At 73.0% G+C, this 18,291-nt stretch carries 16 protein-coding genes; 8 read left to right on the top strand and 8 right to left on the bottom strand.

Going from position 1 to position 18,291, the window contains the following annotated elements:
* Window positions 1-70 precede the first annotated feature (70 nt).
* The 5 genes from AB0L25_RS04340 to AB0L25_RS04320 form a co-directional block, all read right to left on the bottom strand.
* Complete coding sequence (locus AB0L25_RS04340) at window positions 71-5,524, bottom strand: ATP-binding protein (RefSeq protein ID WP_500168502.1); 5,454 nt, start codon at window positions 5,522-5,524, stop codon at window positions 71-73.
* Between the two features lie 240 nt (window positions 5,525-5,764).
* Window positions 5,765-6,313, bottom strand: coding sequence for a YciI family protein (locus AB0L25_RS04335; RefSeq protein ID WP_500168500.1), 549 nt, complete (start codon window positions 6,311-6,313; stop codon window positions 5,765-5,767).
* 51 nt (window positions 6,314-6,364) lie between these two features.
* A complete protein-coding gene (locus AB0L25_RS04330; protein WP_500168498.1) occupies window positions 6,365-6,553 on the bottom strand; it encodes a DUF397 domain-containing protein in 189 nt (62 codons plus the stop codon).
* Window positions 6,550-6,744 (bottom strand): DUF397 domain-containing protein, encoded by a 195-nt coding sequence (locus AB0L25_RS04325; RefSeq protein WP_500168496.1) that lies wholly within the window; start codon window positions 6,742-6,744, stop codon window positions 6,550-6,552. Before AB0L25_RS04325 ends, AB0L25_RS04330 begins: the two co-directional genes overlap by 4 nt.
* On the bottom strand, window positions 6,741-7,559 hold the full coding sequence (locus tag AB0L25_RS04320; protein ID WP_500168494.1) for a helix-turn-helix domain-containing protein: 819 nt from the start codon (window positions 7,557-7,559) through the stop codon (window positions 6,741-6,743). Before AB0L25_RS04320 ends, AB0L25_RS04325 begins: the two co-directional genes overlap by 4 nt.
* Window positions 7,560-7,654: 95 nt before the next feature.
* On the opposite strand from AB0L25_RS04320, the gene AB0L25_RS04315 reads away from it, so the two are divergent.
* Together AB0L25_RS04315 and AB0L25_RS04310 are read left to right on the top strand one after the other, a co-directional pair.
* The gene (locus AB0L25_RS04315) at window positions 7,655-8,083 is read left to right on the top strand and encodes an ATP-binding protein (protein WP_500168492.1); all 429 of its coding nucleotides are present in this window, start codon (window positions 7,655-7,657) and stop codon (window positions 8,081-8,083) included.
* A gap of 170 nt (window positions 8,084-8,253) precedes the next feature.
* Window positions 8,254-8,736 (top strand): protein-tyrosine phosphatase family protein, encoded by a 483-nt coding sequence (locus tag AB0L25_RS04310; RefSeq protein ID WP_500168490.1) that lies wholly within the window; start codon window positions 8,254-8,256, stop codon window positions 8,734-8,736.
* A 338-nt stretch (window positions 8,737-9,074) separates the two neighbouring features.
* Here AB0L25_RS04310 and AB0L25_RS04305 read toward each other — a convergent pair whose 3' ends face one another.
* Complete coding sequence (locus AB0L25_RS04305; protein ID WP_500168488.1) at window positions 9,075-9,539, bottom strand: DUF3592 domain-containing protein; 465 nt, start codon at window positions 9,537-9,539, stop codon at window positions 9,075-9,077.
* Window positions 9,540-9,982: 443 nt separating this feature from the next.
* On the opposite strand from AB0L25_RS04305, the gene AB0L25_RS04300 reads away from it, so the two are divergent.
* The 4 genes from AB0L25_RS04300 to AB0L25_RS04285 all read left to right on the top strand — a co-directional run bounded on the left by AB0L25_RS04300 (window position 9,983) and on the right by AB0L25_RS04285 (window position 14,093).
* Complete coding sequence (locus tag AB0L25_RS04300; protein ID WP_500168486.1) at window positions 9,983-12,394, top strand: protein kinase domain-containing protein; 2,412 nt, start codon at window positions 9,983-9,985, stop codon at window positions 12,392-12,394.
* 338 nt (window positions 12,395-12,732) lie between these two features.
* Window positions 12,733-13,176: a hypothetical protein gene (locus tag AB0L25_RS04295; protein ID WP_500168484.1), complete on the top strand. Its 444-nt coding sequence runs from the start codon at window positions 12,733-12,735 to the stop codon at window positions 13,174-13,176.
* Between the two features lie 42 nt (window positions 13,177-13,218).
* Window positions 13,219-13,731 carry an SH3 domain-containing protein gene (locus tag AB0L25_RS04290; RefSeq protein ID WP_500168483.1) on the top strand — a complete coding sequence of 171 codons (513 nt, stop codon included), beginning with the start codon at window positions 13,219-13,221 and terminating at the stop codon, window positions 13,729-13,731.
* A complete protein-coding gene (locus AB0L25_RS04285) occupies window positions 13,728-14,093 on the top strand; it encodes a hypothetical protein (protein ID WP_500168482.1) in 366 nt (121 codons plus the stop codon). The genes AB0L25_RS04290 and AB0L25_RS04285 overlap by 4 nt, the downstream gene beginning before the upstream one ends.
* Window positions 14,094-14,227: 134 nt before the next feature.
* On the opposite strand, the gene AB0L25_RS04280 is transcribed toward AB0L25_RS04285, so the two are convergent.
* Window positions 14,228-14,860: a hypothetical protein gene (locus AB0L25_RS04280; RefSeq protein WP_500168480.1), complete on the bottom strand. Its 633-nt coding sequence runs from the start codon at window positions 14,858-14,860 to the stop codon at window positions 14,228-14,230.
* Between the two features lie 199 nt (window positions 14,861-15,059).
* Here AB0L25_RS04280 and AB0L25_RS04275 point away from each other — a divergent pair, with 199 nt between their 5' ends.
* Together AB0L25_RS04275 and AB0L25_RS04270 are read left to right on the top strand one after the other, a co-directional pair.
* Entirely contained in the window at window positions 15,060-15,566 is a 507-nt protein-coding gene (locus AB0L25_RS04275) for an ArsR/SmtB family transcription factor (protein ID WP_500168478.1), read from the top strand.
* Window positions 15,567-15,578: 12 nt separating this feature from the next.
* On the top strand, window positions 15,579-16,448 hold the full coding sequence (locus AB0L25_RS04270) for a M23 family metallopeptidase (protein ID WP_500168476.1): 870 nt from the start codon (window positions 15,579-15,581) through the stop codon (window positions 16,446-16,448).
* A 227-nt stretch (window positions 16,449-16,675) separates the two neighbouring features.
* Here the strand turns inward: AB0L25_RS04270 and AB0L25_RS04265 are convergent, their stop codons facing one another.
* Complete coding sequence (locus tag AB0L25_RS04265) at window positions 16,676-18,169, bottom strand: carboxylesterase/lipase family protein (protein WP_500168474.1); 1,494 nt, start codon at window positions 18,167-18,169, stop codon at window positions 16,676-16,678.
* Window positions 18,170-18,291 lie beyond the last annotated feature (122 nt).

Below are 18,291 nucleotides of genomic sequence, written 5' to 3'. Positions count from 1 at the left end.
TGTTTACTATTCCCCCCCGGGGGGGGGGGGGGGGGGCCCGGCCGCCCCCCCCCCCCCGCCCGGGGTCCGGCTACCTCGGCAGGCGGGCCGCCAGGGCCTCGATGATCCGCGGGCGCATCTCCGCCGCGCCGATGACCGCGTCGACCGAGCCGACCTCGACCGCGCGCCGGATGTCGTGCACCCGGTCGAACTCGGCGGCCACCTCGCCCAGCTTCTCCGCCCGGACCGACGCGCGCAGCTCGACCAGCTCCGCCAGCAGCGCGGCCCGCTCCGGACCGGCGGCGGACGCCGCGCGGCCCTCCAGGTCGCGCACACGCGGGTCGGCCGCGGTGCGGGCGTCCACGTCGCCCGAGAACACCACGGCGGCGGCGGGCGCGCCGCCCAGCACCGACGCGAACGAGCCCTCCAGCGCGAACACCGTCATGTTCGGGTTCAGCGCCTTCGAGAACACCACGAACGCGCCGCCGTGGTACCGCGAGATCACGCAGAACACGATGGGGCCCCGGAAGTTCACGATGGCGCGGCCGATCTCCGCCCCGTACTCCAGCTGCAGCTTCCGCAGCGACTCCGGGGACCCGTCGAAGCCCGACAGGTTCGCCAGCACCACCAGCGGCCGGTTGCCGCTCGCCGCGTTGATCGCCCGCGCCGCCTTCTTGGACGAGCGGGGGAACAGCGTGCCCGCCGTGTAGGCGTCCGGGCCGTCGGTGGGCGGGAACCCGCGCCGCGGCACCGACCGCGACTCGATGCCGAGCAGGCACACCGGCATGCCGCCGAGGTGCGCGTCCTGCACCACCGCGGTCTCCGCGTCGGCCATGCCCGCCCAGCGTTCCAGCACCGGGTGGTCCTGGTCGGACAGGGCGCGCATCACGGTTCGGATGTCGAACGGCTTCTTGCGGTCCGGGTTCGCGGTGGCGGAGAAGATCTCCCCGACGGTCGTGAAGTCGCTGCCCTCGACGGTGTGCGGGAAGTCGGAGACGTCGCGGTCGGCGGGGTCGGTCGTCTCCGCCCGCCGCGGCCCGTCCTCGCCCGGCGCGACGTACGTGTGCTCGTAGTGCGCCATCAGGACGTCCCGCGCGGACGCCAGGTCCGGCGCCCAGTACTGCGCCTGCCCGTTCGGGCCCATCACCCGGTCGTAGCCGCCGATGCCGAAGTTGTCCTCGGCCGACACGCCGCCGGAGAAGTCCAGCGACTGCTTGCCGGTCAGCACCATCGCCGAGTCGGGCGTCATCACGAGGACGCCCTTGGTGTGCATGAGCATCGTCGCCTCGGCGTTCCAGTACGGCTGCGCGCCGACGTTGATGCCCGCGACGACGACGTTGATCTCGCCGCCGTCCTGGGTGAACTCGACGATCCGCTTGAGCGCCGCCGCCACCCAGTCCATGTTCTCCGTGCCCGAGTCCATGGAGATCCGGGCGCCGGAGGACAGCGCGTACCACTCCAGCGGCACCCGCATCCGCTCCGCCAGGTCCAGCGCGGCGATCACGCGGCGGCACTCCGGTTCCGACAGCGCGCCGAGCGACTTCGTCGGGTCGCCCAGCAGCACCACCCGCTTGACGCCCTCCGGATGCAGCCGCGTGGGCGTGGTGACGACGCCCGCGACCATCGCCGCCGTGTTGCGCCCGGCGGGACGGTCGACGGGCACCAGCGCGTGCGCGTCGTCGAGGTCGTGCTCGACGAAGTCGCCGAGCATACGCGTCAGCTCGTACGGGTACACCGTGTTGCGGGCGCTCGCGCGCAGCACCTTCTGCCGGTAGCCGCCGACCGGCTCGACCGGCTCGTCGGACGGCTCCCCGACCGTCACCCGGACGCCCCCGGCCGCGTCGAACGTGATGCGCGCGGCCATCTTGCCCAGCTCGCCGGTCTCCCGGTCGCGCCGCCGCCCGATGATCAGGATCTCCTCGAGCCCGGCGCCCGCGGCCGTCGGCAGCACCCGCCCGACGATCATCTCCAGTTCCGCCTGGGTGAGGCCGATCGGCGGCCAGACGTAGACGACGATGCGGTTGGTGCCGACCCGCTTCTTCGACGGGCGCAGCTCCCGCGCGCGGCGGATCGAGTCGAGGCAGCTCGCGATCGTGTACTCGGCCATCGGCAGGGTGACCAGCCGGCCGTCCTGGTCGCGCAGCTCGGTCAGGTCCCGCACCTGCGCGAGCGCGACGAGCCGGTCGTCCGCCGGGTTCTCCTTCGCGACCGCCTGGAAGAGGTAGACCTCCTCGTCCGACGACGGCAGCCGCGTCAGGTCGAACTCGCTCAGCCGCTCCAGCTGCATCCGCTGCGCGATGTACGGGTGCAGCCCGCGGATCAGCCGCTCCTCCGCCATGCCGTCCCCGGACGGTCGGAACGTGAAGTGGTGGTGCATCACCGCGCCGCGGCTGCCCGCGACGGTGGCGGTGATGCGGCGGACCCGGTCCGGCAGCGGGTGCGCGGCGATGACCTCGTGCAGCGCGGCCGCCATCGCGTCGAAGTCGTCCGGCTGCCCCTGCCACGCCAGGTAGATGTCGGCGTCGACGTCCTCGTCGCCCGCCAGCTCCGCGAGGCCGCGCAGCGCGCCGCCCAGCGCCTCGAAGCGGACCGCCGCCGACACCAGGCGGGAGCCCGCCCGCTCGGCGACCACGAACGTGCAGCCCCCGGCGTCGCGGGTGCGGACGCCGATGAGCCCCTTGTTGCCGTAGTACCGGCGGGTCAGCACCTCCAGCATGACCGTGTTGTCCGCGTCGCCGCGGTCGAGCCGCCGCCCCAGCAGCCGCACCAGCGGCTCGGTGCTGCGCACCATCTCGGCGATCCGGTCCGCGCGGTCCGGCGCGTCCGGGGACGCGTCCAGGTGCCGCAGGTGCCGGCGGACGTCGGCGTACACGCGGGCGCGGTTGCGGCGCAGCAGCGGCTGCGCGAACCACGCGAACACCACGCCGCACGCGAGGTCGTACACCACCGGGAAGCGGACCTGCGTCGCCGCCACCAGCCGCTCCAGCGCGAGCCCGACGGTCTCGCGCATCCGCTCGTCCGGCGGCGGCTCCTGCAGCCACGCCCGCAGCAGCGCCGCGACGACCCCCGCGTCGGCGGACGCCCGCTGCTGCGCGAGGAAGACGCGGAACACCGCGGACTCCAGTTCCGCCGAGCGCTCCAGGTCGGTGACGCCGTAGTGCCCGAGCGCCTTGCCGAGCCGCTCCCGGAACCCGTCCGGCAGCCCGGCCCGCTCGACGTCGAGGCTCTGCAGGTAGGTGTGGAAGTGCTCGCGGGCGCTGTGCACGTGGCCCTCGTCGCCCCCGCCCGCCGGGCGGTTGCGGCCCAGCTCGGCGAGGTCGGCGAACACGTCGACGAGCGCCAGCTCCGCCGCCAGCGGACGGTGCCCCTCCGCGGCGGCCGCGGCGCGCGCGGCGAGGTAGTCCTGGAGCACGCGCCCCTCGTCGTGCGGGTCGACGTCGAAGCCCAGCAGCAGGCTGCGCAGGTCCTCCAGGCCGCGCGCCGCGCGCTCCCGCGCCGGGACCGTCGCGGGCGCGGCGGGCAGCTCCAGCTCGACGGCCCCGCCGACCGCGGCCTCCGCGGCCTCCGCGTCGTCCGCGAGCTGCTCCAGCCTCAGCAGCGGCGCACCGGCCTCCACCTGGCTGCCCACCGACACGACGCATTCCTTCAGCCGCGCCTTGAACGGCGCCCGCAGCACCGTCTCCATCTTCATGCTCTCCAGCACGAGGACCGGCGCGCCCGCCTCGACCTCGGCGCCGGCCTCCAGCGGCGTGGCGACGACCAGCGCGGGCGCGGGCGAGCGGACGACGCCGCCCTCGTCCCGGCTGACCCGGTGCGGCACCCCGTCCACCTCGACCAGGTGCACGGGCCCGTGCGTCCCGGTGACCAGGCGGTACCGGGCGCCGTTGACCGTGATCCGGCCCGTGTGCCGGTCGAACCGCTCCAGCTCGACGTCCGCGGCGCGGACGTCGTCGCCCGCCTCGACGCCGACGCGGAACCGGTGCGCGCCGACCCGCGCCACCCGCAGCCGGTACCCGGCGCCGCGCAGCTTCAGGTCGAGCGGCCGGCCGCTCTCGTGCCGCACCTGCGGGCGCCCGCCCGACGCCGTCGACAGCAGCCGCGCGCGCTCCGCGCGCTCCTCCTCCTCGTACACCTCGATGGCGGCGGCCACCAGCGCGACGGCCGAGTGCCGCTGCGAGACGAGCCCGCCCGCCTCCCGCACCCGGTCGATCCAGCCGGTGTCCGCGCTGCCGTCGATCACCTCGGGCCGGTGCAGCAGATCGAGGACGAAGCCCTTGTTCGTCGCGCCCCCCTCGATGATCACGGTGGTGCGCGCCATCGCCCGGCGCAGCCGGCCCAGCGCCTCGTCCCGATCCCGGCCGTAGGCGATGATCTTCGCGATCATCGAGTCGAAGTCGGCGGGGATGGTGTCGCCCTCGCCGACGCCGGTGTCCACCCGCACGCCCGGCCCCGCGGGCAGTTCCAGCCGCGCGATGCGCCCGGGGGACGGCGCGAAGTCGCGGTCCGGGTCCTCGGCGTTCAGCCGCGCCTCCACCGCGTGCCCGCGCTCCACCGGCGGCCGGCCCTCCAGCCGTCCGCCCGACGCCACGTGCAGCTGCGCCTTCACCAGGTCGAACCCGGTCGTGGCCTCGGTGATCGGGTGCTCGACCTGCAGGCGCGTGTTGACCTCCAGGAACGCGAACATCTCGTCGCCCGGGTGGTACAGGAACTCGACGGTCGCCGCCCCCCGGTACCCGACCGCGACCGCGAGCCGCTCGGCGGACGCCTTCAGCTCGGCCGCCTGCTCGGGCCGCAGCACCGGCGACGCCGACTCCTCGATGATCTTCTGGTTGCGCCGCTGCACCGAGCAGTCCCGCACACCGAGCGCCCACGCCGTCTCGCCGTCCGCGATGACCTGCACCTCGACGTGCCGCGCGCCGGTGACCAGCCGCTCCAGGAACACGACGCCGCTGCCGAACGCCCGCGCGGCCTCCTGGCCGGTGCGCTCGTAGGCGTCCACGAGCTCCGCCTCGTTCGCGATCATGCGGATGCCGCGGCCGCCGCCGCCCGCCGTCGCCTTCAGCATCAGCGGGTACCCGATCTCGGCGGCCGCCGCCACCGCGGCGTCCAGGCTCTTGACCGCGCCCCGGCTCCAGGGCGCCACCGGCACCCCGACCTCCTCGGCGAGCAGCTTCGCGCCGATCTTGTCGCCGAGCCGGCGCATGGCGTCCGCGCTCGGCCCGACGAACGTCACCCCGATCCGCTCGCACAGCTCCGCGAACGCCGGGTCCTCCGCGACGAACCCCCAGCCGACCCACGCGGCGTCCGCACCGCACTCCACCAGCGCGCGCTCCAGCACGTTCAGATCGAGGTACGGGCGCGCCGACGCGGGCCCGAGGTCGTACGCGTGGTCCGCTTCACGGACGAAACCGGCGGCACGATCGACGTCCGTGTACAGGGCGACGGTCTCGATCCGTGTCCCGGTCTCCGCGGCGATGTCCCGCACGGCATGGATGAGCCGCATCGCGGCCTCACCACGGTTGACGATGGCGACACGACTGAACACCTGACCGAACCCTCCTGTAGACCTGTGACAGACCGGCGGCGTCAGCCTCTCGTCATTCGGCCGGTAGTTCCATGTCGCCGACGACGCATGCTGCGCTGCGAGGTTTGTGGGATTCCTCCAAACGCCCCCGGGCACCAGGAGCGCTACAACGCCGGCGGACCCCCGGCGCACGACGGATAGGGCCTACCCGACCCGCGCTCCCCGGACACCTTCGCGGCCCCGGCGTGCCGCCCCGGTCGTTCACCGCCGTCCGCCGAACTCCCATGCGTGTACTTCGACGTCGGCGTACCGGTCCGCGGTCAGGACGGCCCGCGCCGCGTCCGGGTCCGGCGCCCGGACCAGCGCCGCGGTGCCCAGCCAGGCGGCGCCGTCGTCCGACAGCAGCGGCCCGTACGCGACCAGGTCGTCCTTCCGCCCGTCCGGCACGTCGAGGTCGGCGGCCTCACCGGAGCCGAGGCCGAGCACCAGGTAACGGTCCTCCCCGGCCCGGCCGCCGGGGAAGTCCCACATCGTGCGCCCCAGCAGGTTGCGCCACCTGCGCACCAGAACGTCCCGGTACGCCCCGGCCTGGTAGCAGGGCTCGTCGAACGCGAACGCCCGCACGGCCGCCGGATCCGGCAGGTCGACGATGTGCACGCTGCCGCTGAGTTCACCGTCCTCCCCGAACGTCGGCCCGCGCGCAATCAGATGCCGCTCGAACCCGTCCATGTAGGACCAGTGCTCCTCCACCATCGCGTGGCGAAGCTCCATGGACCCGGGCCGATCTCGGTGATAGCAGAAGAATTCCACCCGCCGAGTCTCCCAGCCCGCAGGGCCGGCAGTGCCCGGACGACGACGCCGTCAGCGCGCGGGCCCCCGCTTGAGCGCGTCCACCAGCCCCGCGAACCCGTCCACGGTCAGCACCAGGTGCCCGGCGTCGGGGTCCTTGGAATCCCGCACCCCGACGCCGTCCGGAAGACGCCCCAGCTCAACACACACCTTGTCGTCGCCAACGCCGCTGTAGGAGCTCTTCCGCCAGCGGAGGGTCATGCGGAAGGCTCACCACCGTGCTTGATCTCGGCGAAGATCGCAGCCAGCGCCTCGGGCGTCACGGTGATGTGCCCGGCCCCGGGGTCTTTGGAGTCTCGCAACCCCACGCCCTGCTCGAGTCGCCCCAGTTCAACGCAGACATCGTCGTTTGCCGTGCCGCTATAAGAGCTCTTACGCCACTGGACGGTCATGAGTACCTCTCCAAGTGCTGCTCGATCAGCCGGCGCGAAGCGTCCTGAGAGTCAGCTTTTGCACCGATGCGCTCGAACGTATCAGTCAGATCTTTGACTTCCTCGGCCATCTCGATCAAGCGCCCGCCCCGCTGAGCCCCCGCGTAGGCGATGTCGCGGTTCTCCAGGCCGATGAGCTGGAAGAAACCATCGCCGCCCAGGTGCTCTCCCGCCGAGAAGGGGACGATCCGCAGGATCACGTCCCATCGTTGGGCCAGTTCCAGTAGGTACATGAGCTGAGCCCTCATGACCTCGCAGCCCCCGACGCGGCGCATGAGAACGGCCTCGTCGAGCAGAGCCCAGATGCGCGGAGGCTCGTCCCGGTCCATGATCTCGTGCTTACGGGCCAGACGACCGGCCAGCACCGCCTCACGGTCCCGGACCATACTGAGCCGACCGTAAGCCCGGGTGTATTCGTCCGTCTGGAGCAGCAAGGGCACTGCCTGCCCGTGAAACACCTTGATCTCGACGGCCTGTTTTTCGTACTGACTGTATTGGCGGAACCAGTTGGGATCGTGTGCCGTACGGGCATACCAGAGGAGCAACTCGATCAGGCCGCCCGTCTCGAACTTGACGTCGAGCCGCCGCGCATAGTCGACCTGCAGCTTCGCGCGTCCGGCCTCGATGTTCGAAACACTCGACCGCGCCATCCCGATGATCTTGCCCCACTCGGAGAGCGAGAGCCCCTCCTTCTCCCGAAGGAAGCGCAGGTAGTAGGCCAGGAAGTGCCACATCGAGATCTTCGGGTCCAGCGGGTCACGAACCAAGATCGACATTTGTCCCCCGTTTTGTATTTGGCTTACAACAGACAAGCCTAGGACGAATACGTGAGCCTCGTCACAGGAATCGGAAAACGAGGCGAGGGGACGCAATGTCGATCACTGCAACCGGGGACCTGATCATTCCCCTGCTGGGGACGCCGACGGCCGTGGGGCTCGCGCGCACGCTTGCGGGCGCCCGGCTAAACAAGTGGAATTGTCATCACATTTCGGACGATGCACTTCTCATCGTCTCGGAACTCGTCACCAACGCGGTGCGGCAGACGCCGCACGAAGAGATCCGGCTTCAGGTGAGCCGGGACGCGGGCGGGATCGTCGTCGCGGTGTGGGACGCGAGCCCGGAGATCCCGCAGGCGCGGCCGCTCCCGGAGATCACTCTGGACGATCTCGACGCGGTGGACGGCTCGTTCGACGACGCCGGCGGGCGCGGGCTGCCGCTCGTCCAGGCCCTCTCGCGCTCGTGCGGCGTCACGAAAGACCCCACGGGCGGGAAATGGATCTGGGCCCGGCTCAGCCCGTAGCGGCTCGCGGTGGTCGGCCGCAGCATCCGTACTGCGGTCGACCGCAGCATGCTGTGCGGTCCACCCCATAGCAGCCGCGGCCGTCTGCTCGTAACTTGGGGGCCATGGTCAGGACGCCTCACAGAAACCGCGTCGCCACCGTCTCGCGCAATGGCTAGGGGAGGTTCCTGATGAACGAAACGACGAACGAGCAGGACGGCAAGGGTACGGGCACGGACGGGCCGCTCGTGGGTGCGATTCGCCTTCCGGACGGTTCCTGGGTGCGTGGCCGTGGCCTGCGCAACCCACCCCCGTCGGGCCCCGAACCCGCCTTCGGGCTCTACCTCGGCACCGCGAAACTCCGCGAACGTCACGAGGAGGAGTTGCGGTGGCCGCACACGTGGATCGAATGGCCCGACTTCCGGCTCCCCCGCGACCGGGACACGGCCGTCCGGGAGATCCGGGATCTGCATGAACGGGCGAGAGCGGGCGAAGCGGTGGAGGTCGCCTGCGGGGGCGGCGTCGGCCGCACCGGAACGGTCGTCGCCTGCCTGGCCGTCCTGGCGGGAGTCGATCCGGCGGACGCCGTCGGCTGGGCGCGCGAGCACCACCACAAGCGCGCCGTCGAAACCCCGTGGCAGCGCCGCTGGGTCCGCAACTTCCCAGCCGGTTGAGCGTCGCCGCTCGCACCGAGTCGCGCACGTCCTCTCGACGAGCGGTGGCCGCAACCGACGCAAGCGTTCGCGGACGCCGCGCCGGTGCGGCCCCCGCCGGGCCATCGGGGACGGGCCTTCCGGGACCGCGCCGTCCGGGCTGAGCCGAGCCGTCCGAGCCGAGGCGTAGGGGCTGAGCCGAGCCGCCCGAGCCGCCCGGGAACGGGCCGCCCGGGAACGGGCCGGGCCGTCCGGGGCGGGCCGTCCGAGCCAGGCTGCCCGAGCCAGGCCGTCCGGATACATCTCTCCCGAACCTCAGGGGCGAGCCTTCCGAACCTCAGGGGCGAGGGGCCGGGACCTCAAGGGGGCGAGAAGAGGGTGTAGGCCGCCGCGGCGATGAACAGCAGCCCCACCCCGACCAGCAGCAGCATCCCGGGGTGGGGAGCGGACGACGGTCCGCCAGGCGGCGTGCGGGCGGCCCGGCGCACGGAATCGGGGTCGTAGGCGACGGTCAGCCTGTCGCCGGGCGCGGCGGCGCCTCCGCACGGCACCCGGCGGCAGGCGGACAGCTTGACCCGGGCGACGACCTTTCGGCCCGCGGCCTCGTAGCGCACCGTGCCGTAGGAGACGTACGTCGGCGGGCCGTCCTCCCGGTCGAGCCGGTACGGCGGTTCGACCCGCTCGACCACGGCCTCGGTCACGACCGCGCGGCGGGCGAACCCGTGGGCGTCCCAGTACCACCAGCACCCTCCGGCGACCGTCGCGAGCCCCAGCGCCAGCGGCACCAGTACGCCGAAGCTCCGGAGCCGGCTGCTCCACCCCACCCGCCACACGTCGCGTCGGCGAATCCGGAAAGGTTCCATGACGGCCCCTGCTAGGTCTCGCCCCACACGAACCACGACGTGATCCGGTCGGCATGACTTCGACGCGCCGCCCCCTCGGGAGGTTCGCACCCGATGCCCGACGGGGCCGTTCGGTGGGCGTGACGGCCCCGTCGGTCCACCGAACGGGACGCGTGACGGCCGGGAATCGAGCGCGCCTCGCACGCCGCGCTCGGGTTGGGAGGCCACCCAGGCCGCCGCCGGACCGGCGACATGTCACGGTGCGTCGCGAAACGATCACCGTATCGGAGGTTTGGGGTGTGTCGGGTGGGGCGTATCGGTCCGGCGGGCGGGAGGGAGCGGGAACCCGGGGGCGGAACGGGGCGTCACCTCGATCGGAGTGGTGTGCCGAACTGGACCCGGACTCGGGAAGGACACGCTCATCGATGAACGCAGGCGTGGGTGCAGGCACGGTACTGGAGGGCCGGTACGAGCTGTGCGAGCCGCTCGGCGGCGGGGGCATGGGGCAAGTCTGGCGAGGCACGGACCTGGTGGACGGGCGGCCGGTCGCCGTGAAGATCATCGGCTCGGCGCTGCTGGAGGCGGACGGCGACCGGGGCGATGTCCTGCGGCGCTTCTACCGGGAGGCCGCAGCCACCCGTCAGCTCACGCACCCGCACATCGTCGCGGTCCATCACCTGGGGGAACACGGCGGGATGCCGTTCCTGGTCCTGGAACTGCTTCACGGCCGCGATCTCCGGAGCGTCCTCGGCGGCTTTCCGCACGGTCTCCCCGTCGGGGAGGTGCTGGCGTACGGGGCGCAGGTGGCGGCGGGCCTGGCCGTGGCGCACGCGGCGGGGATCGTCCACCGCGACATCAAGCCCGCGAACCTGATGCTGGTGGACGACGGCGTCGTGAAGATCTGCGACTTCGGCATCGCCCGCGTGGCGGACGCCTCGACCGGCCTGACCCGCGGCGTCATCGGCACCGTCGCCTACATGCCGCCGGAGCAGCTCCAGGGCGGTGAGGTCGACGCGCGCTCCGACCTGTACGCGCTGGGCGCCACCCTCTTCCACCTGCTCACCGGGCGTCCCCTCTTCACCGGCAACGCGGAAGCGGTGGCCGTTCAGCACCTCACGGCCCCGCCGCCCGGCGTCCGCCGGTTCCGTCCGGACGTCCCCTCCGATGTCGAACTGTTCCTGCAGTCCCTTCTGGCCAAGCAACCGGACGAGCGGCCCCCCAACGCGACGGTGGTGGAGGACCGGCTCAGTGCGCTGAGCGACGGGTCCGCCGATCCGGATCCGCTCCTGGCCATCGCGGAGCATCGCGTCCGGAGCCTCGACGGTTCCCGGGCCCGCCTGGCCGCGGTGGTGGAGCTCGCGCCGAGGCTGGCCCGGCGCGATCCGCGCCGGGCTCTCCGGCTGCTCTCGGACTTCATGCCGGTCGAGCCGGGCGCGTGGAGATACTCGGGAATCGGGCTCAACGCGAGCGGAGGCGACCTCGCCGAGGTCACGAGGGCGCTGGCCGAGTGCGCTCCCGCGGTGGCCGAGGAGTTCGCGGAATCCCTTCGGGATCCCGACGCCTACCTGCTCGTCCGCGCGGAGATCGCGCTGGTGCTGATCCGGCAGAGCCCGCGGCGCGCCCAGCAGCTCCTCGCCGAGCTGGAGCGGCTCGCCGAGGACGACCTGCGGCGCGGCGCGCTCCGGGCCGCCGTGGCGCTCATCCTCGCCGAGCACTCCCCCGCCGAAGCCGAACGCCTCGCCCGCACCATCAAGCCCGACGACCGGGACCCGCACTGGGAACATCCCGTGTTCCGGCGGATGGTGCCGGTCATCGCCGCGCACGACGCGGCCGCCGCCGAACGCCTCGCCCGCACCCTCAGGGACCGCGACGCCGCGCTCGCGGACGTGGCGCGCGTCGTGGCCGAACGCGATCTCGACGAAGGGGAGCGGCTCGCGATGTCGGTCAAGGACCCCTTCCTCAAGCTCACGGCACTGATCGAGCACGCCCGCGCCGCCGCGCCGCGCGACTCCGGCCACGCCGAGCACACGCTCCGCGAGGCCGCGGACTTCTGCCGCTACCTCGCCGCGTACACCACCGGCGCGGCCGCTCTGAAGTCCACCTGGGACGTGCTGCCGGCGCACATGCGCGAGATCGCCGTCCTCCTCGGCGACCTGGACGCCGCGGCGGCGACGGACCTGCTCGACGAGGGAGCCCGCAACGCCGAAGCCCTCGCGTACCCCGCGCTGCGTGACCGGGCCCTCGGGGAGTTCGTCGAAGCGTTCCTGGAGCTGCGCGACATCGGTTCCGCCATCCGGTTCGCGAACACGATCAAGGCCGGCGACGCGCGGTACGTCGCCCGCCAGCGGCTCACCCGATACATGGCCGACCGGCCCGCGGAGCTGACCGAGGAAGAGTCGAAGATCCTCTACCGGATCCTCAACGAGACCCCGGCCGCCGCCCTCGCCGGAGCCGCGTGCGCCCTTCCGTGGCTGGCGGCGGCCGTGACGCTGGCATGCTTCCGCTGGTTCTCCCCCTGGGAGGTCCTCACCGTCCTGTCCGGGACGATCGCGCTCGCCGGCACCGTCGTCCTGAAGCTGCGCCACCGGGAGGTCCCGTTCCTCGTGGAGACGGTCGTCGGAGCGGCGCTCGCGGCGATCGTCCTCATGCTCGCCGCCGACGCGTTCTACATCTGGTGGGCGGTGGCCGGCGACGCCGACTGGTTCCTTCTCGGCGGAGCGCTCCTGGAGCTGGCCGCGATGGCTCCCATCGTCGTCGCGGGCAGGCTCGGCCTGTTCGACCGCACCCCGCTGCCCGCGCCACCCCGCCGCAACGAACCGCGCGCCGCCGCGCTCTGAGGCATTTGCGGACGGCCGAGGGCCAGTCGGCGGCACCGGCGGCGGCGCGGGCGGGTGCCCCCGGGTGAGCCCGGGGGCACCCGCTTCCACGTGCCGGTTCCGGTCGGATCCGTTCGGGCGGCGAATGGCGGCAAGTTGTCGAGCCCTGCTCGGTACATGCGGTCGCCATGGCGGGCCGGGTCCTGTGACCGGGGAGTGACCGGGGTGTCAGCACGCCGGGAAAGCATGGGCCGCGTCTGAGGCGAACACGAGCCCCAGACGTCCGGATGGCCACGACAACCGGACTCGTCGGCCGTAATTCGGTCGGCAGTGTCCATGAGGCCGAGGGAGGCCAGTGCATGAAGACGAAGAACAGGGCCATGGCCGGAAATCGGGCGGCGTTCACCGTCGCGACCGTCATGGCCGCCGTTGTGGCGGCGCAGGGAATCGGTGCGGGAACGGCGGCGGGGCGGGAAGTCCGCGCGCCGGAGTCGGTGACACGCGTGAACTGCGTGGTCCCGGGTCTGTCGGTGGTCTACACGGTGTGCAGCAATCCCTTCCAGGTCACGAACGGCCAGGAGGTGCACATCCGCGTGGTGGCCTCGGGCGGCAAACCAGTCGGGTTCTGCGTCGAGCCGGCGGGCGGAGGCTGGGACCACGGCTGCGTCCCGTACGCGCTGCGCCCCGGCGAGAGCGCCCGCGTCTGGCACAACAGGACCGGGGCCACGCACAACGTCCAGCTCATCGCCAACACCAACGAGCGCGTCGACGTGCGGGTGCAGGGCGACATGACGGTGCGGTAGCACCGCCCGCGTCCACTTCGATCAGCGAAAGGAAGGACGAGCATGACCACCCCGAAACTTCTGGGGGTCGGCCTCCTGGCCACGGCCGGCGGCCTGTCCATCGCCCTTTCCGCGCCCGCCGGGGCCGCGGAGACCACGCCCGCCGCGCACGCGGCGGCCTCGGCGGAAGCGGCGGCCGGGAGCGGCCCGTCCGCCGTGTCGCCCTCGGCTCGCCGGGACGTCCGCGTCCAGGTCGCGCAGTGGGCGCAGCCCTTTCTGCGTGTCCGGGACAGTCCGGGCTGGCCGGGCGGGCAGCCGGGCAACGTGATCGGCACGATGCGGCCCGGGGCCGCCGCCTCGGCCATCTGCTGGACCAAGGGCGCGGACATGACCGCCTACGGCAGAACCGGCTCGACCTGGATCAAGATCCGGCTGGGCTCGCCGCCCACCGCCTGGGTGTGGGACGGCGGGCTCAACCCCCACGCCGCCCCTCCCCCGTGCGGCGGGTGCGACCGAAGCGCCGCGGACGGCACGGCCGGCCCGGACGACTGCCAAGCCCGTGAGGAGGGCCGATGAATCTCTATCGAATCGGGGCCGGGACGGTCGCGGCGCTGGCGCTGCTGGCCGTGGTGCCGCCCTCGGCCGCGATCGCCGACTCTGCGGCCCGCGCCCGCGCGGACCGGGTCACCGTCGGCGACTGGGCCAGGCCCCTGCACATCCGGGCCGATCCGGGGGCTCCGGGCGTCCCGCCCGGCAGGATCATCGGCTCGATCATGCCGCCCGCGGAGGCGAGCGCCCTGTGCCAGATCCCCGACGGCGCGCAGATGACCGCCTGGGGCCGCACCAGGTCGGACTGGGTCAAGATCCGGTACGGCTGGGAGGGCCACGCGTGGCTGTGGGGCGGCGGCCTGAACCCCTACTCGCTCCGCGAGTGCTGAACGCCACCAGGTAGAGCCGGGCCTCGCGGCACCCCGGTGGACATCGACGGCCGGGCGGGTCCGGCCCCGGCTGGAGCCAGACCCGCCCGGCCCCAGCGCAGGTGTCGCCGACGTGGCGTGAACGGGGCGCCCGCTCAGTTCCCCGTGAAGAGCGGCAGATCCTTGTGGACGACCGTGAAGCCGCCGCGGGTGACCGGGCCGAACGGGGCGGGCGCCATGCCCTTGCCCGTCCGGGGATTCTCGATCCACTTGCCGTTCTCGTCCTGCGTGAGGTTCATGAACTCCCAGCCGTAGCCGACGCGGTCGCGGGTGCGGCCGGGCTTGTCCTTGCCGCCGTCGTAGACGCTGAACCCGAGGCGGCGGCCGATCCAGTCCGGGCCGCCCTCGCTCACCTCGTCGATCACGGCGGTCAGGGCGGCGTAGCCGGGGGCGGTCGCCAGGGAGTCGACGTGCCCGGACGCCGTGACCGTCTTGTCCAGGTCGGGCGAGTAGTGCGAGATGCGGACCGTGCCCGTCGCGTCGTTGGGGGAGCCGGGGAAGTCGCCCTCGGCGGTGGCGTAGGGGGTCGCGCGGGCGTCGAAGGCGAACGCGCGGACGTCCTGGTCCTGGTGGTACGTCCGGCGCATCTCGCCCCATCCGGTGATGCTCGCGACCTTCGGTTCCTTCTTCTCGGGACGGGCGGACGCGCTGGGGGCGACGGCCGCCGTGACGGTGAGGGCGGTGGCGGCGGCCACGGTCAGGGCGGCGACGTTGCGCAGGTTCGGCATGGTTCCCTCCGGAGTCGGTTGATCTACATCGAGATTGCTGGAGACCCCAGGTGAGGCGCCTCGCCCGTGCGGGCGGGCCGCCTCCCCCGCACGGGCGAACCGGCACGCCACCGCCGCCCTTCCTACGGAATCACGTAGGAATCACCTCGGTGAACCTCTTTCGTTCCTCACTTCTACGGAATTACGTTATTCTGGAGTCATGAAGGACGGACTGGAGGAGCGGCTCGCGCGGCTGGAGCGGCGCGTCGAACGCCTGGAGGGGCGCGACGAGCCGGCGCCGACGGCGTCCGAGCCGCTCGGCGGCGACGTCTTCTGGGCCCTGAACGAACTCAAGGTGCGGGTCGCCGAACCGGGCGCGGTGATGTTCACCGGCACCGTCGACCTGCCCACCGGCGAGCACTACGAGTGGCAGGAGGGCCGGACGGCCGACGAGCTGCTCGACACCGACTGGGGCGAGCTGGCGCCCGCCCTGGCGGCGCTGAGCCATCCCGTGCGGCTCCTGCTGCTGCAGGAGATCCTGCGCGGCGCGCGGACGGCGGCGGAACTGGCGGCGCACGAGCGGCTCGGCACCACCGGGCAGCTCTACCACCACCTGCGGGCTCTCGTCACCGCCGGATGGCTGCGCGCCGGAACGCGCGGGCGGTACTCCGTCCCGGGCGAGCGCGTCGTCCCGCTGCTGGCCGTCCTCGCCGCCGTGCACAGGTAAGGGAGGAATCCGTTGAACGGCAATGTCGTGCTCCAGCTGAGCAGGTACCAGCTGCCGCTGATCGTGGCGGGCCTGGTCCTGGTCTTCACCGAGTCGCTGCACGGCGCGACGTGGCTCGGCGTGACGGGCGCGGTGCTGATCGGCGCCGGGCTGCTCGTCTTCGTCGCGGGACTGCTGGTCAAGCCGGCGGAGCCGCCGGGCGCTCCCGTGCCGCTGCGGGCGCCCGTCCGGGGCCGCTGGGTGGCGGTGAACAGCCCCGCCGACAAGGTCCCGAGCCACGGGACGCACGAACTGGGCCAGGCCTACGCCATCGACCTCGTGCACCAGCCCGACGAGAAGGCGTCCTGGGAGGCCCTGCACATGTGGCCGCCGATGCGCCGCCCGTCCGCCTTCCCGGCGTTCGGGGAACCCGTGCTGGCCCCGGCGGACGGCGTCGTCGTCTCGGTGGGCCGCTGGCAGCGCGACCACTGGAGCCGCAACTCCTGGATCGCGTTCCCGTACCTCCTCGTCGAGGGGGTCGCGCGGGGCCTCCTGTCGATGGTGACGCTCTCCAGCGGACGGTTCGTGCTAGGCAACCACGTCGTCCTCGACCTCGGGGACGGCGTGTACGGGGTGTTCGCGCACCTGAAGCGGGGATCGGTGCGGGTCCGCAAGGGCGACCGCGTGACGGCCGGGCAGCCGCTCGGCGACTGCGGCAACTCGGGGAACTCGTCCGAGCCGCACCTGCACTTCCACCTGATGGACCGGCGGCGACCGGGGATGGCCGCCGGGCTCCCGTTCACGTTCGGCTACGAGTCCGGCGGTGCCGCGCACGAAGGCGTCCCCGCAGGCCGGCGCCCGTTCACCGTCCCGGCCGGCGACCGCCTCGACCGAGTCTCCTGACCCCTCCCCCGCCCGCGTCGCCTGTCCGTCCGAAGCCCGGGCTGGAGACCCGGGCCGGGGCCGGAGAACGCAGCGGCTGCGACACGGAGGACCGCCGGAACACGCGGGACGGCCGCGATGCACGGGAGGGCCGGAACATGGAGAAGGGTCCGGGCGGGACGCCATGGAGTCGGCCCGCCCGGACCCCGGTGCGAGCGGGTGGGAGCCGCTCGCACGTCAGGGGCGGGTCACTCGGTCCCCGGGATTTCCGGGAGTCCTTCCGTGTTGTCCCAGATCGCGCAGGTGTGGTCGGTGTAGTAGCGGGCGTCGCGCACGTTCGTCACGCCGTCCGCGTGAAGGTTCTGCACCTTGCCGATGACCGGACGGTACGCGGGCCACTCGGGCAGTCCCGCGCCGTTCGGGTCGCCGGTGGCGGCGAAACGGCTCCAGTAGCCGATCATGGTCGCGGCGAGCCGCTCCTGCGCCGGGTTCAGGTCGATCGGGCGGAGCGGGAAGTCGAACAGCAGCGGCAGTTCGGCCCCGTGGTAGGCGCCGAGTTCGAGCTCGGGCGGGGTCGCGTAGACGCTCGGGACGTTCGGCTCGGTGAACTCGTACATGTGCACCGGGACGCCGTCCTCCAGGACCTTCGCGTCGCGGCGGGCGGGGCAGGCGAACGCGGCGTTCGTCAGCGCCCGGACGATCGCCGAGTCGGGCCCGCCCTCGACGTCGGACGACGCCAGGAGGGTGCTCGCCTCGTGCAGGGTCGTCCCGATCATCATCGGGACCTTCGCGTACTCGCCCGCCGGGAACGCGTCCGCGGCGGCCTTCGGCAGGACGGGGGTGCCGGTGGTCGGCGCGAGGCTCAGGGAGAGCGACGACTCGCCCTCGGCGGGGACGGTCGCGTCGAGCAGTTCGGCGGCGGACTTGCCGCGCAGGCACTCGGCGGTGGTGCAGCCGACCTCCTGCGCGAGTTCGGTGCCCGCGGTCTCGGCGTCCGGGAGGGTGCGCGCCACGAGCTGGCAGGGGCCGCTCTGCATGACCGCGCGGTGGAACAGGCCGCGCGACGACGGCGACAGGACGTGCGAGCAGACGCTTCCGCTGCCGGCCGACTGGCCCGCGATCGTCACGTTGCCGGGGTTCCCGCCGAACGCGGCGGCGTTCGCCTTCACCCAGCGCAGCGCGGCCTGCTGGTCCTGGATCCCGAAGTTCCCGGACCCCTCGGCGGCGGGCAGTTCGGGATGCGCGAGGAACCCGAAGACGCCCAGCCGGTAGTTGATCGACACGACGACGTTCCCGGCGGCGGCGAGCCGCTGCGCGTCGTAGGTGGTGCCCGACCCGTACGCGAACGCGCCGCCGTGGATCCACACGACGACCGGGAGGTTCCCGGACGCCTGCGCGGGCGTGTAGACGTCCAGGTAGAGGCAGTCCTCGTTGGTGACCTGGTCGCGTCCCATGAACGGTGACGCGTTCTGCGCGCAGGGCCCGCCGTGCTCGGTGGCGGGGCGGACGCCGTCCCACGCGGCGGCGGCCTGCGGCGGTTTCCAGCGCAGCGGCCCGACGGGCGGGGCGGCGAAGGGGATGCCGCGGAACACCCGGCCGAGGTCGGTGGCGACTCCCTCGACCTTCCCCTTGTCGGTGGCGACGACGGGTCCGCCGCCCGCCGCGGCCTGCGTCGCCGGCGCCGCGAGGACCGCCGCGGCGACGGCGCAGGCGGCCGCGAGGCCGAGTACGCGTCGAATCATGCTTCCTCCCTGGGTCTGGGAGGCGAAGATTGCCCTCCGGCGGCCCGGACGGGTATGCGTTCGCCGCGCAATCGGGCCCCGTCGTCCGCGAACCCAGATGAGTGGCGGCGTCCCGCCCCGCG

This window comes from Spirillospora sp. NPDC052242 (genome assembly GCF_040679555.1).
GTDB lineage: Bacteria > Actinomycetota > Actinomycetes > Streptosporangiales > Streptosporangiaceae > Spirillospora.
This window is presented reverse-complemented; position numbering and strand designations above follow the sequence as displayed.